Source organism: Chitinophaga horti, assembly GCF_022867795.2.
Taxonomy (GTDB): domain Bacteria; phylum Bacteroidota; class Bacteroidia; order Chitinophagales; family Chitinophagaceae; genus Chitinophaga; species Chitinophaga horti.
Genome location: NZ_CP107006.1, coordinates 326,437 through 352,890, shown reverse-complemented (window position 1 = coordinate 352,890; position 26,454 = coordinate 326,437). Strand labels below are relative to the sequence as shown.

General features: G+C 50.9%; 18 protein-coding genes and 1 tRNA gene. 7 read left to right on the top strand and 12 right to left on the bottom strand.

Annotation, left to right across the window (positions count from 1 at the left end; translation table 11 throughout):
- Window positions 1–2: 2 nt before the first annotated feature.
- On the top strand, window positions 3–1,397 hold the full coding sequence (locus tag MKQ68_RS01590; protein ID WP_264281794.1) for an FAD-binding oxidoreductase: 1,395 nt from the start codon (window positions 3–5) through the stop codon (window positions 1,395–1,397).
- A 44-nt stretch (window positions 1,398–1,441) separates the two neighbouring features.
- On the opposite strand, the gene MKQ68_RS01585 is transcribed toward MKQ68_RS01590, so the two are convergent.
- On the bottom strand, window positions 1,442–2,026 hold the full coding sequence (locus tag MKQ68_RS01585; RefSeq protein ID WP_264281793.1) for a contact-dependent growth inhibition system immunity protein: 585 nt from the start codon (window positions 2,024–2,026) through the stop codon (window positions 1,442–1,444).
- A gap of 58 nt (window positions 2,027–2,084) precedes the next feature.
- A complete protein-coding gene (locus tag MKQ68_RS01580) occupies window positions 2,085–2,357 on the bottom strand; it encodes a hypothetical protein (protein WP_244837169.1) in 273 nt (90 codons plus the stop codon).
- 147 nt (window positions 2,358–2,504) lie between these two features.
- Between MKQ68_RS01580 and MKQ68_RS01575 the strand changes: the two genes are divergently transcribed.
- The gene (locus MKQ68_RS01575) at window positions 2,505–3,854 is read left to right on the top strand and encodes an alkaline phosphatase family protein (RefSeq protein ID WP_264281792.1); all 1,350 of its coding nucleotides are present in this window, start codon (window positions 2,505–2,507) and stop codon (window positions 3,852–3,854) included.
- Window positions 3,855–4,405: 551 nt separating this feature from the next.
- On the opposite strand, the gene MKQ68_RS01570 is transcribed toward MKQ68_RS01575, so the two are convergent.
- Together MKQ68_RS01570 and MKQ68_RS01565 are read right to left on the bottom strand one after the other, a co-directional pair.
- Window positions 4,406–6,433 (bottom strand): RagB/SusD family nutrient uptake outer membrane protein, encoded by a 2,028-nt coding sequence (locus MKQ68_RS01570; protein ID WP_264281791.1) that lies wholly within the window; start codon window positions 6,431–6,433, stop codon window positions 4,406–4,408.
- 20 nt (window positions 6,434–6,453) lie between these two features.
- Entirely contained in the window at window positions 6,454–9,663 is a 3,210-nt protein-coding gene (locus MKQ68_RS01565) for a SusC/RagA family TonB-linked outer membrane protein (protein ID WP_264281790.1), read from the bottom strand.
- A gap of 220 nt (window positions 9,664–9,883) precedes the next feature.
- Between MKQ68_RS01565 and MKQ68_RS01560 the strand changes: the two genes are divergently transcribed.
- Genes MKQ68_RS01560 through MKQ68_RS01550 form a run of 3 tightly spaced genes read left to right on the top strand, consistent with a single transcriptional unit; the run spans window position 9,884 to window position 13,845 of the window.
- Window positions 9,884–11,218 (top strand): glycoside hydrolase family 88/105 protein, encoded by a 1,335-nt coding sequence (locus MKQ68_RS01560; RefSeq protein WP_264281789.1) that lies wholly within the window; start codon window positions 9,884–9,886, stop codon window positions 11,216–11,218.
- A 5-nt stretch (window positions 11,219–11,223) separates the two neighbouring features.
- Window positions 11,224–12,555, top strand: coding sequence for a conotoxin (locus tag MKQ68_RS01555; protein ID WP_264281788.1), 1,332 nt, complete (start codon window positions 11,224–11,226; stop codon window positions 12,553–12,555).
- A gap of 33 nt (window positions 12,556–12,588) precedes the next feature.
- Complete coding sequence (locus tag MKQ68_RS01550) at window positions 12,589–13,845, top strand: DUF4861 domain-containing protein (RefSeq protein ID WP_264281787.1); 1,257 nt, start codon at window positions 12,589–12,591, stop codon at window positions 13,843–13,845.
- A 130-nt stretch (window positions 13,846–13,975) separates the two neighbouring features.
- Here the strand turns inward: MKQ68_RS01550 and MKQ68_RS01545 are convergent.
- The 3 genes from MKQ68_RS01545 to MKQ68_RS01535 form a co-directional block, all read right to left on the bottom strand.
- Window positions 13,976–14,046: transfer RNA gene (locus MKQ68_RS01545), tRNA-Gln, on the bottom strand.
- A gap of 87 nt (window positions 14,047–14,133) precedes the next feature.
- On the bottom strand, window positions 14,134–15,156 hold the full coding sequence (locus tag MKQ68_RS01540; protein ID WP_264281786.1) for a glycosyltransferase family 9 protein: 1,023 nt from the start codon (window positions 15,154–15,156) through the stop codon (window positions 14,134–14,136).
- 1 nt (window position 15,157) lies between these two features.
- Window positions 15,158–15,760, bottom strand: coding sequence for a DUF4254 domain-containing protein (locus MKQ68_RS01535; protein ID WP_264281785.1), 603 nt, complete (start codon window positions 15,758–15,760; stop codon window positions 15,158–15,160).
- A 127-nt stretch (window positions 15,761–15,887) separates the two neighbouring features.
- On the opposite strand from MKQ68_RS01535, the gene MKQ68_RS01530 reads away from it, so the two are divergent.
- Together MKQ68_RS01530 and MKQ68_RS01525 are read left to right on the top strand one after the other, a co-directional pair.
- Window positions 15,888–16,406: a sigma-70 family RNA polymerase sigma factor gene (locus MKQ68_RS01530; RefSeq protein WP_264281784.1), complete on the top strand. Its 519-nt coding sequence runs from the start codon at window positions 15,888–15,890 to the stop codon at window positions 16,404–16,406.
- 10 nt (window positions 16,407–16,416) lie between these two features.
- On the top strand, window positions 16,417–17,715 hold the full coding sequence (locus MKQ68_RS01525) for a S41 family peptidase (RefSeq protein ID WP_264281783.1): 1,299 nt from the start codon (window positions 16,417–16,419) through the stop codon (window positions 17,713–17,715).
- A gap of 151 nt (window positions 17,716–17,866) precedes the next feature.
- Here MKQ68_RS01525 and MKQ68_RS01520 read toward each other — a convergent pair whose 3' ends face one another.
- The 5 genes from MKQ68_RS01520 to MKQ68_RS01500 form a co-directional block, all read right to left on the bottom strand.
- Entirely contained in the window at window positions 17,867–18,628 is a 762-nt protein-coding gene (locus MKQ68_RS01520) for a hypothetical protein (protein ID WP_264281782.1), read from the bottom strand.
- Window positions 18,629–18,720: 92 nt separating this feature from the next.
- The gene (locus MKQ68_RS01515; RefSeq protein WP_264281781.1) at window positions 18,721–20,112 is read right to left on the bottom strand and encodes a beta-helix domain-containing protein; all 1,392 of its coding nucleotides are present in this window, start codon (window positions 20,110–20,112) and stop codon (window positions 18,721–18,723) included.
- 77 nt (window positions 20,113–20,189) lie between these two features.
- Window positions 20,190–23,363: a TonB-dependent receptor gene (locus tag MKQ68_RS01510; RefSeq protein ID WP_264281780.1), complete on the bottom strand. Its 3,174-nt coding sequence runs from the start codon at window positions 23,361–23,363 to the stop codon at window positions 20,190–20,192.
- 109 nt (window positions 23,364–23,472) lie between these two features.
- Window positions 23,473–24,390, bottom strand: coding sequence for a FecR family protein (locus tag MKQ68_RS01505; protein ID WP_264281779.1), 918 nt, complete (start codon window positions 24,388–24,390; stop codon window positions 23,473–23,475).
- 527 nt (window positions 24,391–24,917) lie between these two features.
- Entirely contained in the window at window positions 24,918–26,345 is a 1,428-nt protein-coding gene (locus MKQ68_RS01500) for an APC family permease (protein WP_264281778.1), read from the bottom strand.
- Window positions 26,346–26,454: the final 109 nt, after the last annotated feature.

Here is a 26,454-nt window from a genome sequence, read left to right as displayed (position 1 = left end):
TTATGAATATCCGCGAACCGGTAGTATATTTGGGCAACTTTTACAGTATCGCTATGCCAGTACAAAAAACGGAAAAACTTGCAGGCTGGGGTAATTACCCGGTTATAGAGTCTTATACAGGGTCGGTTCGCAGCGCGGCCGACGTGCAGCAAGTCCTCGAACAATACACGCTGGTGCCCCGTGGACTGGGCCGTAGTTACGGCGACCAGGCCGTTAACGCCCAAAATTACGTAGGTGACTGCACGCACATGAACTACTTCCTGGACTGGAATGAGGCCGAAGGCATCCTGGAATGTGGAGCAGGCGCCAGCTTGGAAGAAATCATTACCGCCTTTGCCCCAAAAGGCTGGTTACCCATGATTTGCCCCGGTACCAAGTTCGTGACCATCGGCGGCGCCATCGCCAATGATATTCACGGTAAAGCCCACCATACCGACGGCTCCTTCGTGAACTGCGTCGTGTCTTTCACCATCCTGCTGGCCGACGGCAGCATCGTTACCGCCTCCCGCGACGAGCGCCCCGACTTGTTCTGGGCTAACTTTGGCGGATTGGGACTGCTGGGTGTGATCCTCACCGCGCGCATCAAACTAAGAAAGATTGAAACGACCTACTTTAAACAGAAGTCGCTCAAAATAAAGAACCTCGATCACATGCTCGAGGCCCTGGACACCTACGACCACGAGTACAACTACTCCGTGGCCTGGATAGATGCCCTGGCCAAAGGCGCTAACACCGGCAGCGGCGTGCTTACGCTGGGTAATGCCGCCAAACTGGCCGATCTGCCCGAAAAACTGAAAGCAGCCCCCCTGAAACTGCACCCCACCAGCAAACTGGCCGTGCCGTTTTACATGCCGAACTTCACGCTCAATAACTTCACCGTAAGGATATTGAACAAAGTGATCGGCTTCGTGCAGAACTCTCCCAAAGAGTTTATTCACTACGAAAAATTCTTCTTCCCGCTGGATGCGATCAATAACTGGAACCGCGGCTATGGTAAACGAGGCTTTATCCAATACCAGTTCGTGATCCCTGAAACCAACGGCAAACAGGTACTTACAGAAATCCTGAACATGATCGCCGACAGCGGTTGTACACCGTTCCTGAACGTGTTCAAAAAGATGGGCGATGGCCAGGGCCTCCTGTCGTTTCCTTTTAAAGGCTACACGCTGGCGATCGACTTCCCGGTAACTAAAAAGCTGTTTGAATTTACGCCCAAACTGGACGCGAAAGTGTTGCACGCCGGCGGCCGCCTCTACCTCGGTAAAGACGCCCTGCTCGCGGAGGGCATGTTCAAAGCCATGTACCCACAGTATGCAGAGTGGAAGGAAGTAAAACAGAAATACGATCCACAAACGAAATTCAGCTCCAACATCGGTCGCAGACTGGGGTTGAGTTAATTTTTGTAACGCGGAGACTGGAGCGGAAAATTGCTTCCCTACGGTCACTCACGCTCAAATCTTTCATTGCGAATGAAATGAAACAAACTTCGTGCGTAGTCTGCGCTCAAGTTGTTCATCGATGCCAGCCTTACTGTCTCGGAGACTGAAGCAGAGGTTGGCTTCATTTCATTCGCGATGACGAGTGGGGCACGAAGAGCCCCAGCAAACAACCACGCCTCAAACCAGCCACTGAAACGGCTTACCGCATCCTCGATCTTGCTGTTCACCTTCCATTCCGCATCCTGCCTGGCGTTATCCAGCAATGATTTCAGCTTTTTACCGATCGCTTCGTGCTCGGGCCGGCGCCAGGTGCGTTCGGGCATGGATACGGCCGCCAGCAACAGGTCGCCGGGGTAAAACCGCGTGTCTGTCAGCAAGTCTTTTTCCAGCGCCGCCATTACGGAAGGCAATATATAAGGAACGCCAATGTCCTGCGTAAGCAGCGTACGCAACTCGTTCAGCGATAAATCCCTGATCTTCTTTTTACGGGCATTGTGGCAGGTTTCGATCAGGATAGTCGGGAACTTTTTATATTCCCATACTTTGTTCTCAAGCACTTCGATCGTGTTGTCCAGGTAGGTATTCATAGGTTAGTCGTTACGACAAATATATACAATTAATGCGCTATATAAAACAATGGATTCTTTAGTCCCCCAGCGCCAGCAATGCAAAATCCTCCTTTACAGCCGTTTCCAGCGTTTGCTTCAGCTCCGCCGGCACATCGGGCACAGACTGTAATAACGCCAGGAAAAGCGCCGCGTGCGGGGCGGAAAGCCGCACATCGCCAAACAGGTCCAGCTCCACCCCTGTTTGTTTGGCCAGTTGCTCCCTTGCGGGTGCGATAATTTTAAACGTTTCTTCGGTTAAGTGGTATAAAGGCGGTTTACCCGCGCCCTCCCGGGATAAATGAATACCCATAAATTGGTGTCCGTTTTAGGTGCGACAGCAATATACCATTTTCCGCCGACCGGGACCTTAACAAAACTTAACCTAAACTTCACGACTTCGGACAGCCGATCCGCCGCCTAATTCCAGAAATTCGCGCCCTGAAAAATGTTCACAAGCATGAAAAAACTTCTCCTCGTCATGGGAGCCTTTCTGCTGCACACCGCAGCGGCAAATGCCCAGGAGCAACAGCACGTCATCCTGATCAGCATCGATGGTTTAAGACCGGAATTTTACAAAGATCCAACCTGGAACATGGTGAACCTTCGCCAGGCAATGGCCGAAGGAGCCTATTCTGATGGCGTAAACGGCGTTTTCCCGACCGTCACCTATCCATCCCACACGACCATGATTACGGGCGTAAAACCCCTGAAACACGGCGTATTTTACAACACCCCTTCCGAGCCGCTAGGCGTTACCGGTAAATGGATCTGGAACTATGATTCCATTAAGGTGCCGACGATCTTCAGCCAGGCCAAACAGAAAGGACTTACCTCTGCCTCGGTGTACTGGCCTGTATCGTACAACAGTCCTGCCACATACAACGTGCCCGAATACTGGTACCTGCCAACTGCCAAAGGCGGCGCGCGTATCACCAACAAAGCCGTGCGCGAAAACACCCACCCCGCCGGCTTGTTCGAGGAACTGGAGCTAAACGCCACGGGCAAACTCGACGAAAATTCCTGGGACGACGACTACCTCACGATCGACCAGAACCTCGCCCGCATGAGCGCTTACATCATTCAAAAACACAAACCTGCCCTGCTGGCCGTTCACCTGGTAATGGTCGATCACTTCGAGCACGAACAGGGCCGCGACGGCGACAAAGTGCGTGCTGCGGTAGCCAACGCCGACCATGCCTTCAAAGTGATCCGCGAAGCGGTGGAGAAGGCTGGTATTGCCGCTAACACCACCTTCATCGTAACCGGCGACCATGGTTTTGTAGACATTCACGGCGGTATCGCTCCGAACGTACTGCTCGTGCGGGCTGGCCTCTACAATCCCGAAAAGCCCAATGAATGGAAAGCCTACTTCCACCCTTGTGGCGGCGGCGCCTTCCTGCAGCTGAAGGATAAAAACGATACTAAAACCCGCGACAAAGTATTGCAACTCCTTAAAAATCTGCCGCCTGCCCAACAGGCCACCTTCCAGGTTAAAACCCGCGCGGAGTTAGACGCTATCGGTGCCGACCCAACCGCCGCATTCGGCCTTGCCGGCGAACAGGGCTACTCCTTCTCCGGCGCTGCCACCGGCCAGCTCCTTCGCGCAGGCAAAGGCGGCACACATGGCTTCTTCCCGGATTTTAAAGAGATCCAGACCGGTTTTGTAGCCTTCGGAAAAGGCATCAAAAAAGGCGCTGTCGTTCCACAAATGAGCCTGGTGGACATCGCTCCTATCATCAGTCAACTCCTGAAACTCGATATGCCCGCAGGCGACGGCGTGTTGCTGAATGGCATTCTCGGTAAGTAAACCTGCCTGTTACTTCTTTCATCGGCCCGCAATGCGGGCCGCTTTGCGTTTGCGCTGTAGCAGTTACAGGTTCGTATGACGAATCGTTACCATCATGCGAGTATTCGTGTTCGTTGCAACTTGCGATGGCGAAACCCCACGCCCGTCATGGCGAACGCAGTGAAGCCATCATCGTGCTCAGTCTACGCGTTAAGAGGCGACCGACAATGACTGGGGCGGAGACTATGCACGAAGTTCACTTCACTGCGTTCGACGGGGACGAAGAGAACAGGCTTCCACTCCGCGCCGCAGTCTTCTACAAAGATACGATGTAAAAAAGCCATTCGGCCAGCAGCTGTCGCTAAGTGTCGCCGGATGTCGTAACTACCGCAAAATGTCGCAATTGCCGCAAAAAAAATTCGGTTTAAGTTATGTGAGAGTTATCTGAGAGTTATCTGAGAGTTATCTGAGAGTTATCTGAGAGTTATCTGAGAGTTAAACACACTCAAGTAAAAAAAAACGCCGCGGCACGAAGCCACGGCGCTATCCTTAACCATTTATTCTACCTAAAATCAATTATAGCCAGGGTTTTGGTAAGCCTGTTTTTCCTCTGCTGTCATCGGGCGGCCACCAATTGTTGTCGCATCGATCTGCAGGGATGGGATCGGCCGCAGTTTATGATGCGGTTCAATACCAGTGGCATCGTCGTTATAGGCTTCGGTGCGAAGTAAGAGCGTCTCCGTCCTTACCAGGTCCTCCCAACGGTAAAACTCGCCACAAAGCTCGCGGGTACGCTCGTTCAGCATAAAGTGAATGAAGCGGGCTTCTGTGCTTCCTACGCCGGCAGGATATAATTCGCTGGGGGCGTTAGTCGTAAACAGGGTCTCCACAGCGGTCATTTGCGCGATGGTGTTCGTCACATCACCCTGCGTACCGCCATGCACCTGCCAGAAAGCCGGGTTCTTGAACTCGCCGGTGCGGTAAGCCGCGCGTTTACGTACTTCGTTTACGTAGAACAAGGCTTTGGCATAATCGCCTTTACGTCCCCATGCCTCGGCAGCAATGAGGTAAGTTTCACCGAGGCGGGCCAGGATGCCGTTACGAACGCCGCGTTCTTCGTTATAGTTCGGCGTTTGCCGCACGGGATCTAGGTGTTTGACGAGGGCGAGGTACTTGTTATTGTTTGTTCCTTCCACCAGCGCACCACCGGCATTGCGATAATAACGCGCATAAGTGTTGTAGCGGAAACGAGTGGTATTAGCCAGTTCTGCGGCCGTAAGGGTGGTCGTTTTGTCGTTTACAATGAACAGCGCAGCAGTATCGCCATTACCATAACGCGGCCGGCCTATCAGTGCCGGTGTAGGCGCATCGGCAGCGGTAAATTTAGGCACGGCATTGTCCGCCGCAGTGCTGGTGCCGTTGTTACGATAATACACGGTGCGGAAGCTTTTATAAAAACGGGAATCGTTCCTGCGGTCGTACAGATCGATGGTGTAATCGGTAGGTCGCAGGCGGCGATAAGGACGCATATTGAAGTTATCCACTAACCGCGACAGGCCAGCGATACCACCGTCATACTGCATCATGAAAAACAGGTGCGCACGATTACCACTGCTGCTGTTCAGGCTCGACACACTGCTGAATTGTGCAGCAAAAATCACTTCTTTGCTCGCCTGCGATAATTGGAACTCGGCATAATCTACCGCGGTTACGCCGCTCGCATAGTTGGTGTTGTATGGAGGATCACCGTTAACACCCACCGGCGGCGCAGTTACCTGTGGATACCCTTTTGGATACACGCCTTTCCATAAGTTCATATAATCAGGTTCCAGGATGTAGTTGCCGGAATTGATGACCTGCTCGGCATAATAAGCCGCGCTATCCATATCGGTAGGCAGCTGACCGCGTTGATCGGTCACCGCGCTGCCACGTGTCAGATAGGCTTTGGCCAGGAAGTGCTGCGCAGCACCACGGGTGGCCCGTCCCAGATCGGAAGTAAGCGGCGCCAAGGTTTCGGAAGCATATCGCAGGTCGGAAATGATCTGCCGGTAAACGTCGGCTACACTGGCTTTTGCAAAGTCACTGCGCGCAGTGGTAGAAGCCTCCACTACTAACGGAATACTGCCGAACTGTTGTACCAGCTGGAAGTAATAGTACGCCCTCAGGAAACGCAACTCCGCAATACGCTGGTTCTTCGCCGCCTCTGTAGCCAGGGTGCGTGAAGCCGGGTTATTGTACGCCGGAATGTACTGGATACCCAGATTACAGCGGTTGATGCCGTAATAGTTCGCCGTCCATAAACCGTCCAGCAAACCCTGTGCAGGATTCAGGAAGGCAGGATCGTAGGTGTTGTAAAAAACGTAGTTAAACTGATCGCCTACACGAAATTCATCTGTTCCAAAATTCCACAAGGCATAGGCTTGTTCGTTTTCGTATTTGTAACGAGTGTTCTGGTAGGCAGATTTCACCAGATCTTCCAACCCCTGGTCTGTTTTATAGTATTCGTAGGTGAGGGTACTCACCAACTCCTCTTGCACGAATTTTTTACAGGCGCTCATCATGCCCGTAAAACAAAGTATCAGCAAAATATATTTTTTCATAACCGATTATTTAAGTTGAATTAAAGGCCTAAGCGTACACCGATCAATAAGCTGCGATAGTTAAAGGAAGTAGGGCCCGGCGCAGTGTTAGAGGCCGTTGGGTAAGAGGTCGTGTACGGAACGGTTTCCGGATCGGCGGTTTTATATTCACTGAACAGGAATGGATTTAACACGTTCACATATGCGCTCAGGCTGGGTATTTTCCAATTATCAAGCAGTCGCCGTGGCAAGCGGTAAGTGAGCGAAATATTACGCACGCGTATAAATGATCCGTCACGGAAGCCCATGGCCTGCCAGTATTGCTGAATATCGATGGTATTGTTCGCCTGTGCGTATTCGTTAGACGGGTTGGTGGGCGACCAGTAATTCACGGCAAAGGATTGATAACGGCCATTCAGACTGGGCCTCATTTCGCGGATAAGCGATCCTCTGCGCATATAAACAAACACATTCAATTCGAAATTTTTGTACGTAAAGGTGTTATTCAAACTCGCCGTCCAACGCGGGTTATGGAAGCCTAACACGCGTTTATCCAACTCAGTGATCGCTGTATCCTTGTTCATATCCGCTACGTACGCGCGGCCTGGCTGGTAGGCTGCGTTGTTACGGTTGCCGCTTTTCAGCCAGAAGTAATCGGCCAGTATGCCACCGCTTCCTTTCACGGTATCCGAATACTGGAAGATGCCTTTAAACTGGTAGTCGTAGTACACGCTCAACGGCTGACCAATAAACCATTGGCTCGCGATATTGTCGGCCTTCGTTTCCAGCCGGTTGATCGATTCTTTGTTCAAACCGAAAATGATGTCGGTCGTCCAGTTGAAATCAGGCCTGTCGACGTTTACAGTAGTCAAACTCAATTCCACCCCTTTGTTTTCCACTTCCCCGATATTCACCTGCACACTCGGAAAACCGCTGGTCGTAGGCAATCTTTTACTCAGGATCTGGTTACTTTTAGTTTGATACAAGTCGATGGTACCACTGATGCGATTTTTCAGGAAACCGAAGTCGATACCGATGTTGGCGGAATTAGTTTTCTCCCAGGTAATATCCAGCGGCAATGTGCTTGGGCCATATCCCTGTGCCGCGGCCGGACCGAAGTTATAAGGTGTTCTTACCAGTGTACCACCGGCCAGGTACGGACTAATGCCCGCATTACCCACAGAACCGTATCCAAGGCGAAGTTTCAGGTTATCCACCCAGCTTACGTCACGCATAAATTGTTCCTGGTTAATACGCCATGACAATGCGCCGGAAGGAAATACCTGGTGCTGGCGGCCGGCGGGCAGTACAGACGACCAGTCGTCACGCACGTTAAACGTAAGCAGGTAACGATCATCAAAGCCGTAGTTGATCCTGCCGAAGTAAGACCAGTTTTGCGACTCCGTAAACACGCCCTGCGCCTGGTTTGGCGTAGTAGCGGAGTTGTTCTGGAGGGAATGCCATTTCTGGCTTTCGTAGATCAACTGCTCTGCGGAAACAGATTGTTCTTCATATCGGTTCTTCACGAACTCCTGTCCTACCATAGCATTCAGCGAATGTTTTGTGCCGAACTTCATATCGTAGGTTAAGAAGTTTTGTGCCGACCAGGTAAAGTAGTTGCGGGTGGTATATGTCGCCGTAGCAGGACTGCCCGCACGTACAGACGATACCGCACCATTAAATGTACCATTGATCACACTTGACATATCGATGTTAGCCGCCGCGCGGAACTTTAGTCCTTTCAATATCTGCACTTCGCCGAACACATTAGGGATCGCCCTGTTCACGCGGGTTTCGTTAAAAACAGTATTTACATCATTCAGAGGATTGGTGATGTTCGCATCATTACCCGGGTTCAGCAAAAACGTTCCCGTTGTGTCGTAAGGCTGCGCAATAGGCAATTGTCCGGCCGCGCCGCGATACACACTCGGGCCCGTATTCTGAATAGAGAATGTGTATAGTACGCCACCACCGAAGTTTACCCTTTCATGCGGCTTTACATCTGTACTAAGATTGAAAGAAAAGCGGGTAAAGTCCTGCCCTGTCTCCACCCCTTTCTGGTTAAAATAACCACCGCTGAAAGAGCCTTTAAACTTGTCCGTACCACCGCGCACCGTAATGTTATGATTATTGGTGATACCCGTTTCCAGCCCGTGGTTCAGCCAGTTATAACCGGTTACTTTAGATGGATCGTAAATCGCGATACTATCCAGTACAGCGAGTTTAAGATTGGTGAGCAGTTGCTTTTCTTCGGCCGTGGTAGCGCGTTTTGCATAGATGCTGCGGGAACGGTCGATCCAGGTGTAAGCATTGGCTACGTTCTGCCAGGTATAATGATCGAGGCGTGCACCGAAGAGGATCGTATCTACACGCGGATCGGGAAAATAGTTGTTGGTGCCCGGACTTAAAGCCGTGTTGTAGGAGCGGTTAGCGAAGTAAGCATCGCGGCGCATCTGCACAAAATCTGCGGCAGAAAATACATCCAGCGGACGAATGAGATCGTCGAAAGATACCTTACCATCGTATTCCACCGTTACCTTTCCCGCCTTACCTTTTTTAGTCGTTACCTGGATAACGCCATTCGCACCACGCGAGCCGTAAATGGCCGTGGCAGAAGCATCCTTGAGCACGTCGATGCTTTCGATATCCAACGGGTTGAGGTCGTTGATGCTGGAGGCGATGGGCACACCATCTACCACCACCAACGGATCATTGGTAGCAACGAGCGAGCGGTTACCGCGAATACGGATCGTACCGCCGGAGCCGGGACGGAAGGAAGAGGGCGTGGCCACAAGGCCGGGAATGCGGCCCTGCAACGCTTGTGTAATGTTAGTCGTGGGTACTTCGCGCAGCTTTTGCTCGCCGACCGAAGCCACCGCACCCGTTACATCGCCCTTACGGCGACTGCCATAACCTACTACCACTACGTCCTGCAACGCGCTGGAACTGAGCTGTAGCGAAATGTTGAGCGGTTGCCCTGTTAGTTTAATTTCTTTTGTCTCATAACCAACAAATGTTACAATTACAGAGGATGCTGTGACATTTGATAGGGTAAACGTGCCGTCTTTTTTCGAGATAGTGTTGAGTGGAGTTCCTTTCTGTTGAATCGATGCGCCTTCGAGTGGAGTTCCTGTTTCGTCTGTTACTTTTCCGGTTACTGTGGATTGTGCGTAAGAAATAGAATAAGTCGTAAACGTGGCGAGCAACAGCAATAGCAGCCGGCTCCGCCACCGTATCAGTGTGGGATTCATATCTCGTGGAGTTTAAATAAAGAACTTCAGATTGAATGTCAAATTACTCATGATGAAGTGAAAAAGCGTCCTGCTCTATCCTGCTTCTTTTAAAATTGTTAGAATGACACTTACCTTGTATTTACTGGACATGAAGGTACAGGATGCCGGAAGTGAAAGAATTTATATATTGGGACATCAACACGTTATGATTCACATTTTTAATTGAATGTCCATCGATATGAAAAGAAGATTCCTGCCTCTGGCCATCCTGGCTTTTTCGTTACCTGCACAGGCCCAGTACGTAAGCGGAAAAGGCAATGACGTAAGCCAGCCACTGCATCTCACTAAACCAGATTATGTAACACCATATGGCGAAACCACGCAGGAAAAAGTGAAGACGGTACTGGACCGCGTATACACCTATCTCGATGGGGTTACGCCTGCGCAACTGGCAGATAAAACAAGCAAAGAGAAAGTAGACATCGCCAAAGCCGGCGCCAACACTATCTTTCAGCCGGGTGATTTTCGCCTTACCAGCTATGAGTGGGGCGTTACATATACCGGCATGCTGGAAGCAGGTGCTGCCACCGGCGACAAACGATACACGGCTTACACGATTAAGCGTGTTAACTTCCTGGGCGAGGTAGTGAAAAAGTATAAAGGTCAGCCCACGAACACCACACCGGTACGATCTGTGATGGAACCACATGCACTCGACGATGCCGGTTCACTCGCAGCCTCCATGATCAAAGCGATAAGGGCCGGTGCAGACAAAGCAACCGTGCGCCCGATGATCGACAACTTCCTGAACTATGTAATGACAAAAGAGTTCCGTCTGAAAGACGGTACCCTGGCGCGTAACCGTCCGCTGGCCAACACGCTGTGGCTCGATGATTTGTATATGAGTTTACCGGCGATTGCGCAAATGGGCGTACTCACCGGCGACAATAAATACTTCGACGAAGCGGTGAAACAATTCCGCCTGTTCAGCAACCGTATGTTCAACAAAGAACGTAACCTGTTTATGCACGGCTGGGTGCAGGACATGGAGCCGCATCCGCAGTTCCACTGGGCGCGCGCAAACGGCTGGGCCATCATGACCATGGTCGAATTGCTGGACGCATTGCCCGCTAACCACGAAGGCCGTGCGGAAATACTGAGCACCCTTGCCCGCCACGCTGCCGGCCTGGCCGAGCGGCAGGATAAAACAGGCTTCTGGCACCAGCTGCTGGACCGCAACGACAGCTACCTCGAAACTTCTGCTACTGCTATCTATGCATATTGTATTGCCCGCGCCATTAACAAAGGCTGGCTCCAGTCAAAAGCATACGGCCCAATGGCCCTGCTGGCCTGGAATGCCGTAAGTACTAAAGTGGCTGCCAATGGGCAGGTCGAAGGTACCTGCGTGGGCACCGGCATGGGCTTCGATCCTGCATTTTACTACTATCGCCCGATCAGCAATTTTGCAGCGCATGGCTACGGCCCCGTACTGCTGGCCGGCGCAGAAATATACCGCATGCTGGGCGAGCATCCTTTCGAGATTAATGACAGTGCTGTGCAAATGAAAAAATAACCGTCATGAAAGTTACCTGCATGATGGCCGCATTGCTGCTTACCTTAAGCGCACAGGCCCAGATCGGACGGCGGTTTCCATCGGAACGAAAAGTGGTGAAAGATCCGGTGACCGGTACATCCCTCACATTCTTAACCAGCACTGCCGCCGGCGATTCAAAGATCTATCAAACCCACAACCAGTGGACGTCTGACGGGCACTGGCTCATCTTCCGCTCTAACCGCGTGAAAGGGGAAGCCATGGCCGTGAATGAAAAAACCGGCGTGATCGTGCAGGTAACCGAAGGTGGATATACCGGCATGCTGAACGTGGCCCGTAACAGCATGAAGCTCTACTTCCTGCGCAATCGCGACAAACAGGTGGAGATTGTGGAAGTTGACCTGGAGAAACTGTTTAAGGACAGCGAGACCAATCGCCTGCAACCCGCCAATGCCTATCAGCGTGTATGTGGTAGTCCGCCCCCGGAAATTGGTGCCAGCGGCGACCTGGCATTGGATGGTGATGAAAACTGGGCCTATTTTCGCATTGGAAAGGAAGAAGCCGCACGCCGCATCGCGCCCGGCACCAAAATAGAAACTGCCTTCGGTCCGCGTAACATGGGCGCAGGCCCTTCCGGCATCGCGGCCATGAACGTGCATACCGGTGAAGTAAAACACGTGATAGCCGTACCCTTCCAGGTAGGGCATATCCAAACCAATCCCTGGCAGCCCGGCGAGATCGTATTTTGCTGGGAAACCGGCGGCAAATCCCCCCAGCGCACCTGGACGGTAATGTCCGACGGTAGCGGCTTGCGCCCGTTGTACCCCGAATCGGAACACGAGTGGGTCACACACGAAGCCGTAATCACAAAAGACGAAGTAGCCTTTGCCCTCATGGGACATCGTAAAATACCGAACAGCAGGAAAGAAGTAGGAGCCGGTACCACCGTAGAAGGCGCCAACCCGGGACAGGAAGCTGCCTGGGGCCCAAGCGGCACGCGCGAAAAGCCCACCGGCCTGGCGATCGTAAACCTGCGCACCCGCGAAGTAGAAATAGCCGGGCAAACAAAGAGCGGCAGCGGTCTTTGGCATGTGAGCGGCTCGGCGGACGGGCATTGGGCGGTGGGTGACGATTTCGGCCGCAATATTTACCTGATAGACCGGCACACCCGTGAAATGCGGCTGCTATCCACCGGCCACAAAACCACTGCCGCCGACCATCCACATCCGACTATGAGCCCCGACGGCACCAAAATACAAATCCAATCTGCCATGCTGTCTGCCGACGGACGGTCGATGAACATCTGTATTATACCCGTGCCGAAGGATTGGCTGAAACGGTATGGCAACCGGAAGTAAATGACTATCTTGTCCGACTAAACATTCCACCTGATGAAACAAACACTCTTACTGCTGCTGGGAACACTGGCAGCGACAGCCTGTAATACATCGAAACAAGCCCATATAACGCTCGAAAATACTTCGGCCACAACACTAACCGACAAGCCGATCACCATCGCGCGGAGCAGCTTTAAAACGCCGCCGGAAAACAACCTGTTCCCGTTGGTGCTGTCGCCCACCGGCGACACCGTGCCTTCGCAGTTAAACGATATGGATGGCGACGGGCAGTGGGACGAACTATTTTTCGTAGTGAACCTGCCGGCGAAAGCTACAGCCACCTATTCACTGGGATGGTTAAAGGAATCGCCTCATTACACTACCCGCACCAGCGTACGTTTCGGCAAAAGAGCAACCGCCAGCGACCCGGTAAAGCCGGCATTGACCGAAACCGTTAACCGCCAGGATATGCCCAAAGCACAGGGCTTCCAGAAATACCAGACCGACGGCCCTTCCTGGGAAAATGATAAAGTAGGCTTCCGCCATTACCTGGACGGCCGCAATGCCAAAGACCTTTTCGGTAAACTGACGCCTGGCATCACCCCCGAAACCGTAGGCATTAACGCCAATGGCGCCGTGGAAGACAACTATCATACAATGGCCGCCTGGGGTCGCGATCCGCTCGCAGTGGGCAACTCTGCCGGTATTGGTGGCGTAGGTTTATTGACGGATACCGGTGCCCTTCGTTTAGGCATTACAGTAGACGACAGCATCAACAACGTGGAAAAAACCACTTTCAAAATAACCGCTGAAGGTCCGGTGAAATCCGCCTTCCGCATCAGCTACGACAACTGGCAAGGTTACGGATTGGAAGAAAACGTAAGCATCTGGCCCGGCATGTATGCCTATCAGAATAAAGTATTGGTAAGCGGCGCGTCCAAAGGCGAACAACTGCTCATCAGCATCCCGCACATCAACACCGATGTAGCGCCGCAGGAAGTAAAGATCAACGATGACTGGACGGCCCTCATCTCCCATGCAAGGCACGGCTATAATAAAGAATGGATCATCGGTCTCGCTTTACTGGTACCTTCAGACGGCTACAACGGTGCCATGAAAGCACAGGCAGGCAGGAAACTCGCCAGTTGCTACCTGGCTAAAATGAACATTGGCGATAAGCCGGTGGAATATTATGCCATCGCCGGCTGGGAACTGAGTGATAAAAAGTTTGCAGACTCCGCACAGTTCCGCCAATATGTGACGGACTTCGGTAAACAGGTAGCTGCAACGGTGAAGGTGACGGTGGAATAAAAGCGACCCGCACATTCGGCGCGGATGATCGTAATGAAAAAGGATATTCCTGATGGCGGCGTTAGCGTTACCAGGTAGCCATAAAAACAAAAAAGCTACAGTCATGAGACTGTAGCTTTTCGACCTTTCGTTGTCCTACCAGGATTCGAACCTAGACAGACTGAACCAAAATCAGTTGTACTACCATTATACTATAGGACATCGTTTAACGGGATGGCAAAATTATACATTTTTTCATTTCTACAAAAAAAACTTTTAGATTTTTGCCCGATTCAATGCTGTGGCGGGTTACAGACTGCAAATTTCTTCCACTTGCTTCACAATTGCCGCTGAAGGAAGGTTTTCCATACATGCATGATCACCCCGGTAACAGGGTTTATTGCCGAATACGGAACAGGGCCGGCAATACAGATCGATTTGTACTGCATTTGATTCGCTTTGGCCATATCCCATAAAACCTGCATAGGGATGGGTAGCGCCCCAAACAGACACCACGGGCACGGCAAACAGCGATGCGAGGTGCATATTGGCAGAGTCCATACTCACCATCACATCGAGCTGAGAAATGACGGACAGCTCCTCTGCCAGCGAAAAACGACCGGCCACTACCTGCACACCAGGGTACCGGGCGGCCAGTTCCTTCAACATCGCCGTTTCACTTTTACCACCGCCGAATAACAGCAGGTCGGCCGTTCCTTTTTTCCAAAGGGCGGCGATGGCGTCTTCCATCTTTTCCAGCGGATACATTTTTTCGCGGTAGGTCGCGAATGGCGCAATGCCCACCCACTTCTTTTCGCCTTTTTGGATGATTTGAGGCTGTTTTTCAGGCTTTAGTGCATCAAGTGTGCATTCATATCCAAGCTGGCGAAAAACTAGCGCATATCGTTCTACAGTGCTGGTGAGCTGTTTCAGCTCCTTATGTTCCTTACGGGTAAGGGCTTTTTTCTCCGCCCGGCCTTTATCGATGCTTTTTACGGGCACGCCGGTAAGGCGAAACAGGGTACGCACGACTTTGGAGCGGAGCACGTTGTGCAGATCGGCCACGGCATCTACTTTATAAGCAGTGCGCAGCTCTTTGAACAGGCGGTACAACCCTTTCAGGTCTTTATGCGCGCCTTTGAGATCGGCGGGGTGAAAATGTAAACGGGGAATGCCCAAGCAAAGGGCCTCCCAGTTACGGTTGCTGACGAATACGATTTGTATGCCTGGATTTGCCTCCAGTACCTTACGCATGACGGGAATGGTCATGGCGGCATCACCAAGGGCGGAAAACCGCATGGCGACGATGGTCTTAAGCGCTACTGTGGCCATACTATTGCTGTGCGTACAATACAGGGTTCAGGGAAGGATCGTTGTACATCTTCATCTGTTTGTACACTTTCATGTACTTACGCCCCTTCTGGATGTCTTCCAGCAGTTCTTCGATGGCGGTAGACAAATCGCGGCGCTGCTCCAGCAGTACATCGAGTTTGCGCTGACAGGCGGCGCGGTGTTCTTCGGTGGCATCGGCGCGGGTAGCCTCCTCGTTCATGTGGTAGATCTTGAGGGCGAGGATAGACAGGCGGTCGATCGCCCAAGCCGGACTTTCGGTATTGATGCTGGCGCTGGGCTGCGGGATGACGTTTTTGTATTTATCGAGGAAATAGCTGTCGATGTATTCCACCATATCGGTGCGTTCCTGGTTGGAACGGTCGATCCAGCGTTTGATCTCTAACGCCTTTACAGGATCGATTTTCGGATCGCGGATAATATCTTCCAGGTGCCATTGTACGGTATCGATCCAGTTTTTGGTGTAAAGCAGGTGTTCGATAGCGGTTTTTTCATACGGATTGTTCACCTGTCCGTACACGTCGTTCGTCAGGTGATAGTCCGCGATGCTGCGGACGAAGGTCTGGTAGCACAGTTCTGTAAACATGCAGCAAATGTAACGGGGTATTTTGAAACTTCCTACGCCAGGGCCCGGCGGGGGTACAAAAAGGTAACATTTGCCTTAACGTTGGCGTAACATGCATTTCCTACATTTATTATCCGAATGATCCACTATGTCTGATAACCCTTCGACACATTTCCAGGAACTGTTCGACGCCAACAGGGACAAAGTATTCCGCTTTGCGCTGAAGCTTACGGGAGACGTTAGCCGTGCGGATGAAATTACCCAGCAATGTTTTATACGACTGTGGGAAAACATGGAGCAGGTGAAGCCGGGACAGGACATTTTTCCCTTGTTGTTCGTGTATGCCAAAAACCTGGTGATCGACGAGTCGCGCAAGCTGTACAGAAGCCGTAAGGCGATGCAGGAATTTCCTAAATCCGGCCAGGATGCGCCGGTGGATACGCCTTTGCTCGAAAAAGAATATCAATCGCATCTGCAGAAAGTAATAGAAAAAATGCCTGAGCAACGCAAGGCGGTATACCTGCTGAGCCGCGACAAGGGCTGCACGAACCGCGAAATTGCCGTACAACTGTCCATCTCCCCCGCCACCGTAAAAAATCATTTAACCCTGGCGCTCCAGTTCATAAAGCGCGAAGTGATGTTACACTATGGGATGGAGCCCAAGTAAATCCCCATTCATGTCACGTTTTTCATTTTTACTGCTGATACCGATCTGCTACGCGTGCCGCAAAGCCGATCCTCCCCCACCCGCTCCCACCGGCCCTGTTACCCGGACGGAGATCAATACCTGGGTGCTGGATAGCCTGCGTCAATTCTACCTTTGGAGTGACCAGCTGCCCGTCCGCCCAGACGCTTCGCAGGAAACGTTCTCCTGGTTTCAAAGCCTCCGCTCCCCCGCCGACCGTTTTTCTTTTATGTACCATCCGGCCTACGACAGCACACAGCCGGCATACATGTTCCGCAACTTCGGGGTGGAGCTTTCCGTCATTCAATGGCCTGCTGCACCGGGCGGCGTTCTGGGAGTCGTGAAACTGGTGGCGCCGGATGCGCACCCCGGCATACAACGCGGAACTTATTTTACCCGTGTTGATGGAGAAGTACTTACGGCAAACAATGCGGCCGGTTTATTACAACGGGCGTTACATTCAACCGGTTTTGCCATTACCATTGCCGATGTTACTGCGGACACCGTCACGGAAGGCAACAGCATCCACCTGAAAAAAACCGTTTACGACCACCCCCTGGTACATCGCATTAACGGTACCACCGCGTATCTCTTTTACAACAGCTTCCACGATGTATACAATACACAACTGTTGCGCATCTTTCAATCGTTCAAAACGGCTGGCGTGAAAAATCTTGTGCTGGACCTGCGTTACAACCAGGGCGGTAGTGTTAGCGCCGCCGCCGTACTGGCAGCCCTTATTGCACCGGGCGTAAAAGCAAATACCGGCTTCGTGTACTACACCGGCAACAAACGTCTGGGCAAACATCTTCTCTCCTTCTATGACGTCCTTGATGGTGTAATGAAAATGGAGCAACTGACACCGGCATCGCTTGTTTTGCCGCGCGTGTACATCCTGTGCGGACGGGCGACCGCCTCTGCCTCAGAACTATTGATCAATAACCTGAAGCCATTTACACAAGTAACACTCATCGGCGAAAAAACGTTTGGTAAAGATGAAGGCGCCATCACCATCCGCGACATGCGTAACCCACGGCGCATCGATTGGATCATGGTACCTATCGCCTACAAACTGGCCAATGCAAACGGTAAAGGCGACTACGATAACGGCATTACGCCGGATTATGTGCTGGATGAAATGAACGAGCAGCCGCTCGGAGATATGTTGTATCAGAAAGCACTGAGCATCATTGCCGGTACAGGCCGTTTGGCGCCTTACACGCCATCCGTCCACCGAAAGATGTATGAAACACCGGTTACGGGCGAACCGGTACTGCTGCCGATACAGTAAAAAAGCGCGACGTAAAAACATCGCGCGGCTGAATATATCGTGAAACGAATAATCAAACTTCTTGCCGTTAAAAAGCGCGATGTATATACACCGCGCCCGTACAAAGAAGCGTAGTTAAACAAACAGGTTGAGAATGTAAAAATCGCTATTCTTAAAAAGGTAATTCGCTACCCGTAACCGTCCAGTTCAAACCGCCGCCGTCATCAATACCACTTAACACCAGCAGGTAGCGGGCCGAGGCAGGTATACTCACCGGCTGCGTTTCTACACCAGCAGCAGATTTGATGAATACACCGGTACGCGCATTCCTGAACTTAAGCCAGTATAAAATGCGTCGGCCGGTGGCATCTTTTAAAGGGATGGTCGCAATATTGGAATGTACCTTGTTTTTTTCGAGGTTAGGAAACACAGCTACCTGTGTAAGCGCCGCGCCGCGGCCACTGTAAATGATCGCATCCAGCAGGATGGAATCGGCTACCAGCTCTTCCGGCAAAGTGTTGAACAACCTTATTGTAGCCGTGTCTGTACCCAATGGTTTTGAAGGCTCCAGGCTGATAAACTCTTTTAAACCAAGATCGCTGCTGCAAACAAATTTCAACTTCACTGTTTGTCCGGCAGCGGGTGTTACGGTCGTATCCAGCAACACTTCTGAAGTGCCCTTCCGTTTAAAGATGATGTTCACTTCTTTTCCTGCACCCATCATTTTAGCAGAGGCTCCGCTCCACACAGCACCGGGTTTGAGGGTATCGATCTTTGTATCGTTAAAATAAACGTCCAGCACCGGTGTTCCTGGTAACTCCAGCAGTTCGGCGCTGAGCGATGAAAAGTAATATTCTTCCACGGCAGTGCCCTTTTTACAGGCAGTGATCACACACAATAAAATGAAGCACCCGATGGTAAATGTTCTTAACATAATTGTTGATTTTCTTTTTGTTTGTTTAACTACGACTTAGGGAAGAAGCAGTGCGGAAGGCTTTCCCTCCCGCACTGGCTAAAAATGTTTTACTAATAAATTGTCCAGGTATCAACCCATGTTGCACCTACAGGAACCGCACCAGCACCTTTCAGTTGCGCAGCACCACCGGTTACCGCTTCGAAGTCATGCAGATCGAAACGGCCAAACGGATCCAGTAACAGGATGTTGGCGTTAGGGTTAGAAGTGGTGTAAGCAGTGTTACCAGCAGCCGGCGTAAAGGCGTAGTAAGCAGCTCCGTTACGCTCTTGCGCATAAGGCAGTACATAAGCATGTACAGCATTGTTGCTCAGGCTGGAAACACCCAGTGTATACCAGTATTGAGAAATACCCCATTTAGCGGTAGATACGCTGGCTACGCTGTCGATAGACAGGCCATAGTTCAGACCCAGGAATACGCTGTTGCTGATGTTGAAAGCACCTGCTCTTCTCAGGTGAGCAGTACGGCCATATCTGCCGGTTGAAGACGGAGCGCCATTAGTAATAGAAGCAGCTGCAGCAGAAGGCTGACCTACAATGGTAAAGTGATTCAATACAGGACGGGTGATTGGTTTCAGTGAATCACCGGTTGAGTGGTTATCCAGCTCGATACCGTTTGACTGGCTCTTGTCAGCACGGTTAGGATCAGAAACGCCCAGTGCGTAGTCGATCGTACCGCGGTAACCGTTGTCGAAGTCGAACATATCATCCAGCGGATCGATAGCGATCAGGTAAGAAGCGTTTACAGTACCACCGAAGAACTCGAAAGCATCGTCGTTAGCTTTGTACACTTCTACGTGGTGGATGGAAGTACCGGAACCAACCGCACCCAGTGTAAGGCCATTCAATTCGTTATCTGTGTTCAGTTCATAACCAGCATACTCGATACGAACATAATGCAGGTAACCAGAGTTGTCGGCATCGTTGTTACCGCCGTAGGTAGCATCAGCAGGAGGATTGCTGGAAATACCTTCGATGATAGAACCGTTGCCTTTGTTGTGTGTAGCTTCACCCAGGATCACTACGCCAGCCCAGTCACCAGGAGCAGGAGCGTTTGCACCTGTACCGTGTTTAGCTGAAGTGAAAATGATAGGACAGGTTTCTGTGCCACGTGCATCGATAAAACCGGATTTGGTAACGATCAGACCACCACCAGGATTACCAGCGCTGCCGGGCAGGCCGCGTACAAAAGTACCTGGTTCGATAGTGATGTTGCCGGTCACATAAACCAGCCCGCTCAGATAGTAAACAGTGTCGCTGGACAGGGTCCTGTTAGTCAGTACACCGGTCAGGGTTACTTTACCAACGGTGTCCTGGCACAAGGTGTAAGGGCCGGCGGTTACGGCGCGGCGGCCAGCTTCAGGGGCTTGGTGTTCTTTTTTACATGCGGTACCCATACTTACGAGGGCAGCGGCAGCAAAAAGCATCAGGGTTGTCTTTTTCATGGCTTTTTTAAGTGTTTTTTTAGGTTTTCGAGTTAAACAAAGTGGTACCTGGCCAGGTATATAAAATAATACGCGTATCAAAATCGGTAAGTGAGGGTAGCGCTGAACGTGCGGCCCGGCCTCGACTTATAGATGACACGATCGGTACCGCGCTTGTACAATAGTTCTTTGGTAGATGAAGGAACTTTTGCACCGGTCACCAGATCAAGATCATTCGAATAATTCTCAAATAACAATGTGTAACTGTTCAACAGGTTGCTCACATTCAAACGCAGCTCCAGCTGTTTCAACGGCCTGATCGCGATCTGCGCGTCCAGTGCCTCCAGCGGCCTCTCAAACAATGACTGGAAGTATATTTCCGAAGGACGTAACATACGATTGGATACATAGTTGTACACCAGGCTGGCCGATAGTGGTTTGGTATCATAATAAATACCGCCATTCACTACATAGTTGCTCGCACCCGCCTGTGGTCTGTCCTCTTCGGGCAACACTTCCTCTTTGATCACCACTGTTTTGTCATCTGCCGGATCCACGTCAAACGTGAGTTTCACCGGTGTTACTTTCGACTTCAGGTAAGTGAAGTTGCCATATAAAGTAAGGTTGCGCACTACCGGAACATTGGTAAAGCCAAGGCTTTTACGCGCTTCCAGTTCAATACCATAATTCTTCGCGGCCTTGTTATTTTTCAACAGGAAATAGGTAGCACTCTGGTGTTTATATATTTCCATCGGGTCTTTCAGGTCTTTGTAAAACAGGGAGAACGAAAGTATCTCACCAGGCCCTGGATACCATTCGTAACGGAAATCGTAATGGTGAATGATGGATGATTTTACCAGGTCGCTTTCATATGCACCGCCTAACTCATAATCATATTCACGGAAGAATGACAGCTCGCGTAAATCGGGGCGCACAATGCTTTTTGAATAAGCCAGGCGCAGGTTCATACGTGATGTAAGACTGTAAGTAAGGTTGGCAGAGGGGAACCAGTTCAGGCTCTTTTCGCGGTTCAGCAACGCGCTGTAATCAAAGTCGTTGCTACCGCCCCTGCTGCCGTTGATCTGGCGAAATAATGAATCCAGCACGGCGTTCACTTTGTTCAGATCATAGTATTCTGCGCGCACGCCCCACACCAGTCGCCACTTATCATTCAGTTTATTATCCAGCATAGCATAAGGTGCATGTAACACGGCGGTGCGATGGAAGTCATCCACAAACCGGCTCAGGTAGATATTACCGCCGCGTTCCGGCACGAACAGCTGCGATAACGGCGGATAGTCGGATGTGTTGTATCCTGCGGAACCGGTGTTCATTACGTAAAACAGCCTGTCCTTATACCAGCCGGCGTAGCCTACTTTAGCGGAGTTGGAGAACTTGCCGACGTTGAAGGGCATGGACAGACCGGCGTCCCAATTCACCGATGATTCCAGCGCGCGGCTCCACCAGCGTAATGCACCGGCGTTCAGCATACTCACCGGGTTAGAGATGTTATATTCATTGCTCTCGAGATGCCCGCTCTGCAACACTTGCCCTACCAGCTGGTGGTTGTCCGGCTTCTGGCGGTCCAGTTTATTGTAACTGCCCATCCACCTCAGTTTAATACCTTTATCACCCAGTGCATGTTCACCCTTTAACTGATATTGCCACATATCTGTTTGCTGCGTGATGTCATAGTAACCAAGGCTCATACCGCCACCCAGGAACTCGTGGTTACCGGTGCCTAATAACAGTTGCTGATCGAGCGTACGGAGATAAATAGTATTAAAAGAGATGCGATGCGATTTGCTCTTGTAGCCGATAGCCGCCAGGCCGCCGAGGTTCGTGGTTAAACCATAACGCTGGCCCACGTAACCGATCGTATCCGGACCATCATAAAACCCGCCACCGGTAAAGCCATCGCGGCTCATCGCCACATCCTGCGTTTGCATAGTATTGCGATAACTAAGGGAGAACACTGCACCCCATTGACTGTTTTCTCTCTTCAAAAAACTTTTACCGCCAGCGAGTTGATAGTTTTGAGATGGATGGCCATTCCTTTCATAAATGCCCCAGTTATTGGAAAACTGCGATGGATTTTTGCCGCCCGCGTCATACTTCGCTACCACGTCCGCCGTGTTCTTCCAATCTAAAGAGCCCAACAGCTTGCGATGCGGTGCTACCCTGCCCCAGTACTCACTGCCATCCAGTTTTAACGACTTAAATGTTTTGTTGGTGGTAAGACTATTCGCACTACCGCCAGCGCTGATGTTCAGGAAGTCTTCGGTAGGAATGTCGAGTGTATTCACTTCGATAAGCCCACCGCCAAATTCAGCACTCCTGTCCGGCGTAAGCGTCTTCACCACCGTAATATTCTCTACCATGTTGCTCGGAATAATATCGAACGAAAACGTTTTCCTGTTCAATTCTGTGCTGGGCATTACCTGCCCGTTCAACATGGCCTGGTTGTACCGTTCACTGAGGCCGCGTACTACCACGTATTTATTATCCACCGTGGCCACACCGCTCACACGCTTCAATACTTCACCGATGTTTTTATCCGGCGTGCGGGCGATTTGCTCCGCGCTGATACCGTCGGTCAACGATGCGCTGTTCTTCTGGATGGCATATAAACCTTCCACCGAAGCGCGTTTGTAGCTGGCCGTTACGGTTACGCCCTTGAGGCTGGATGCGCTGGTTTTCAGCACAATATCCAGGGGCGTTACCTGGCCCTCCTTTACGATTACTTCCGTTACTTTTTTTGATTCGAAAGACACGTAACTGAAGGTGATCGTATAGGTGCCCGGCTCGAGTTTTAATTCGTAGGTGCCGTCCATGTTAGACAGGACACCCTGTGCGCCGTTTACTTGTATGGTAACGCCGGGCAGCGCTTCGTTGCGGTTATCGACTATCCTGCCGGCTACACGGCCTTGCTCCACATTAGCCGCTTTCCCTTTTCGGATAGAAATGATATCGGCTGCATAGGCAATGTCTACCGGCGCGTGTTGGTCCAGGTAGGCCAGCACATCGGCCAGCTTGCCGTTGTTAAATTTTATGTCGCGGACGGCGCATTGCGCCAGGTACTCGGGATCGTAAATAAAAGTGTACCGTGTTTGTGACTGCAGCGACTTGATCACGGCGGCAGCGTTAGTCCGTTCGAAGCGAACATTTACTTTGTCTTCCAGCTTCTTGTACGATTGGGCGGCAAGGGCACCCTGGAGTTCCACGATAATAAAACAAAACAGGAATAAAAATCTGTACGTAGACTTTTGCATACGTTTTAACTTATTTATGTTGATAATTGAATGGATGCCGTACGAACATGGCTCGCCCGATAGCGCTGCCTGGCAGTACTTCACGATTGGCTAACGATAAAATGTTTACTTATTTACCGACGATAAATGTTTGATGCGATGTTTGTGTATAGCTAAATTGATGTACGTAACTAAGGGATTGTAAAATGCTTTCCACACTGGTGCCGGGGGTAAATTCGGCTGATACTTTCTTCTTCATTAACTGTTCGTCCTCTACCTGAATGTGACATCCGAAGCGGCTTTGCAGGCGTGCAAACGCATCTTCCAAAGTGGTATTTTCAAAAATCAACTTACCGGTGCGCCAGTCTAACACTTCATTTGCTTTGAACTTACCGGGCGCTAACGGCATTGTACCTTTACGATAAGAAACCATCTCTCCGGGCCGCAATGTCTGTGCAAAAGCAATGTTTCCCTCTTTCACCTTTATGGCAATACGCCCCGTAAACAGGCTGACTTCAATACTTCCATTGGCGCGGTTGCGGGTTGATATGTTGAACGTGGTGCCCAGTACCGTCGTCGTCAACGAATCGGTATGCACATAAAACGGATGCTGCTCGTCTGCACGCACATCAAAGAAGGCCTCGCCCTGCAACCAAACTTCCCGCACGGCCTCCGGGTGATAAACCACTTGCGTATAAGCGCCTAACAGGATGCGTGAGCCATCGGGCAGGGTTACCCGTTTCACATTGGGCGACGCGTTATAAAGCGTATCTTTTACTGACTGTAATACTGCCATTTGTTTGCGGTGGCTATTACGCTGCCAGGCCCATCCACACACAATTCCAAACGCTAATACGGCAGCTGCGGCGGCGTACCAGGTGCGATGCATCCGTTTAACCGGCACTGCTTTTTCCTCCCATACATTACGCATCAACGCATCCAGCTCCGGCGTGTCACCACTGGCGATGTACGCTTCTACGACCGCCTGTTCGGCTTCGTTGCACGTACCTTTAAAATATTTCGCCAGGAGGGCTTCGTCGATTTTCATGATGGTATGAATCAATTTCCGGAAAGAGTACGCTGAGGAAAAGGAGAAGTCCTAATGCAAAAACGGAGTTCATAATTCGTTAACATAGGTCACTTTGGGGCACAAAAAAGCGCAAAGTGGAAACTTTGCGCTTATTGTAAAATCATGTGAATGTTCGAGAATGCAATTGTGTAGGCTTTTAATGGTTCTCTATAGAGCGCTTTTCAATGACGAATCGCAACTCCATAACCTGGTCTCTACCACCATTGGTAATACGGCTGCAGAGAAAGTATATATATAGAAAAACAAGTCCTTTCAGAAGAATTTCGGGTTAAGCATTGCCAGCTGTGTCCTCGCTCCTTTTTAAGTTAACATAGTGTCTTTTTTTCCGGTCTGTCTATTCACTAATCATTCAGGGTTCTGACTCAAATTTCGTAAAGGTCACTGCGGTGGTCATGCAGTAAGGATATTTTTTTGTCATGATAAGACGTAAAAAAAAGAGCCTGCCACAATATTGCGGCAGGCTTCAAATCTATTGCAGTCGTGGGTTACGACGATTTCTTCGCGATAAAGTAAAGTGGTATGCCTATCAGGATGATACCAAGGCCGGCCAGTGCGAAATTGCTTTCGAATACGAGCAGTAATACCGCCAGTGAAAAGGCTACGCCGATGTACAATGCCGGCAATACGGGGTAACCGAAAGCCTTGTAAGGACGTGGTGCGTTCGGTTGCCTTTTACGCAGGATAAAGATGCCTGCAATGGTGAGGATGTAAAACACCAGCACGCCAAAAATCACCATCGCCAGCAGATCGCCATAACGGCCGGTCAAACACAGCAAACAGGTCCAGATACACTGCACCCACAGGCCAAACGCTGGTACGCTGTATTTGTTCAAGACGCCCGCTTTCTTAAAGAACAACTTATCTTCCGCCATTGTGTAGTAGATACGGGCACCGGAAAGTATAAGGCCGTTATTACAACCGAAGGTGGAGATCATGATCATGATGGCGATCACGTGCGGTCCTACCCCTCCGAATATCCGCTCCGCAGCCACCACGCCTACCCTGTCGAGCGGCGCAAAAGCGATCTCGTTGAATGGCACTACGGCCAGGTACATCAGGTTGGCGGCTACATAAATAATGGTCACGATCAGCGTTCCCAGGAACAGGGCACGACCGATATTTTTATTGGGATTTTTAATTTCGGCGGCGATGAAGGTAACGTTGTTCCAGGCGTCGCTGCTGAACAGGGAACCTTTCATAGACACAGAGATGGCACCCAGTAAGGCCAGGCCGCCTAATGCTGCCGTAGTCAGCTGCCCTGCACTATCAAGACTCATCGACTGAGCCGTCCAGGCGTTTTCCCAGTTCGCATTCCATATCTCCGCTTTCGCCCCTAACAGGAGACCGAAAATGATCAACCCAAAGAGAGACGCCAGTTTGGTGATGGTAAACACGGTTTGAATGATCTTACCATTCTTTACACCGCGTGTATTAATAAACGTGAGCAATATCACGCTCGCGACTGCCAGCAACTGTGCGCCGGTAATCTTTAACCAGCCCAGGTCCAGCAGAATATTGTTCTCACTCACGGCAGGCCACAGGTAAGCGGTATATTTCGCAAACGCTACGGCCACGGCCGCGATGGTGCCTGTCTGTATCACGCCGAATTGCGTCCAGCCGAACAGGAAGGCGATGAATGGATTGTAGGCTTCGCGCAGGTAAACGTACTGTCCGCCCGCTTTAGGGAACATACCGGATAGCTCGCCGTAACTCAGCGCAGCGATAAGTGTAACTACGCCGGTTAGTATCCACATGGCCATAAGCCAGCCGGCAGAGCCTACGCTACGGGCAATTTCAGAAGATACGATGAAAATCCCGGAGCCGATCATGGAGCCCGCCACGATCATGGTGGCATCCAGCAAACCTAAACTAGGCTTAAAGGATGCGGTTTCGTTCTGGTTGATTGATGACATGAATGTTGATTGAAAAAGGTGTGATTGGCTGTCAATGTAGGAATAAAATATAAAATATATCTCATCAGGACAAAAAAAGAGAAATCCCGGCACATAACGGTACCGGGAT

Coding starts and splice junctions, on each gene's coding strand:
- MKQ68_RS01520 (WP_264281782.1), bottom strand. CDS start 18,628: ATGTTAAGAACATTTACCATCGGGTGCTTCATTTTATTGTGTGTGATC.
- MKQ68_RS01585 (WP_264281793.1), bottom strand. CDS start 2,026: ATGAATACCTACCTGGACAACACGATCGAAGTGCTTGAGAACAAAGTA.
- MKQ68_RS01565 (WP_264281790.1), bottom strand. CDS start 9,663: ATGAATCCCACACTGATACGGTGGCGGAGCCGGCTGCTATTGCTGTTG.
- MKQ68_RS01525 (WP_264281783.1), top strand. CDS start 16,417: ATGTCACGTTTTTCATTTTTACTGCTGATACCGATCTGCTACGCGTGC.
- MKQ68_RS01530 (WP_264281784.1), top strand. CDS start 15,888: ATGTCTGATAACCCTTCGACACATTTCCAGGAACTGTTCGACGCCAAC.
- MKQ68_RS01575 (WP_264281792.1), top strand. CDS start 2,505: ATGAAAAAACTTCTCCTCGTCATGGGAGCCTTTCTGCTGCACACCGCA.
- MKQ68_RS01590 (WP_264281794.1), top strand. CDS start 3: ATGAATATCCGCGAACCGGTAGTATATTTGGGCAACTTTTACAGTATC.
- MKQ68_RS01505 (WP_264281779.1), bottom strand. CDS start 24,390: ATGAAAATCGACGAAGCCCTCCTGGCGAAATATTTTAAAGGTACGTGC.
- MKQ68_RS01515 (WP_264281781.1), bottom strand. CDS start 20,112: ATGAAAAAGACAACCCTGATGCTTTTTGCTGCCGCTGCCCTCGTAAGT.
- MKQ68_RS01550 (WP_264281787.1), top strand. CDS start 12,589: ATGAAACAAACACTCTTACTGCTGCTGGGAACACTGGCAGCGACAGCC.
- MKQ68_RS01560 (WP_264281789.1), top strand. CDS start 9,884: ATGAAAAGAAGATTCCTGCCTCTGGCCATCCTGGCTTTTTCGTTACCT.
- MKQ68_RS01555 (WP_264281788.1), top strand. CDS start 11,224: ATGAAAGTTACCTGCATGATGGCCGCATTGCTGCTTACCTTAAGCGCA.
- MKQ68_RS01570 (WP_264281791.1), bottom strand. CDS start 6,433: ATGAAAAAATATATTTTGCTGATACTTTGTTTTACGGGCATGATGAGC.
- MKQ68_RS01510 (WP_264281780.1), bottom strand. CDS start 23,363: ATGCAAAAGTCTACGTACAGATTTTTATTCCTGTTTTGTTTTATTATC.
- MKQ68_RS01500 (WP_264281778.1), bottom strand. CDS start 26,345: ATGTCATCAATCAACCAGAACGAAACCGCATCCTTTAAGCCTAGTTTA.
- MKQ68_RS01540 (WP_264281786.1), bottom strand. CDS start 15,156: ATGGCCACAGTAGCGCTTAAGACCATCGTCGCCATGCGGTTTTCCGCC.
- MKQ68_RS01535 (WP_264281785.1), bottom strand. CDS start 15,760: ATGTTTACAGAACTGTGCTACCAGACCTTCGTCCGCAGCATCGCGGAC.
- MKQ68_RS01580 (WP_244837169.1), bottom strand. CDS start 2,357: ATGGGTATTCATTTATCCCGGGAGGGCGCGGGTAAACCGCCTTTATAC.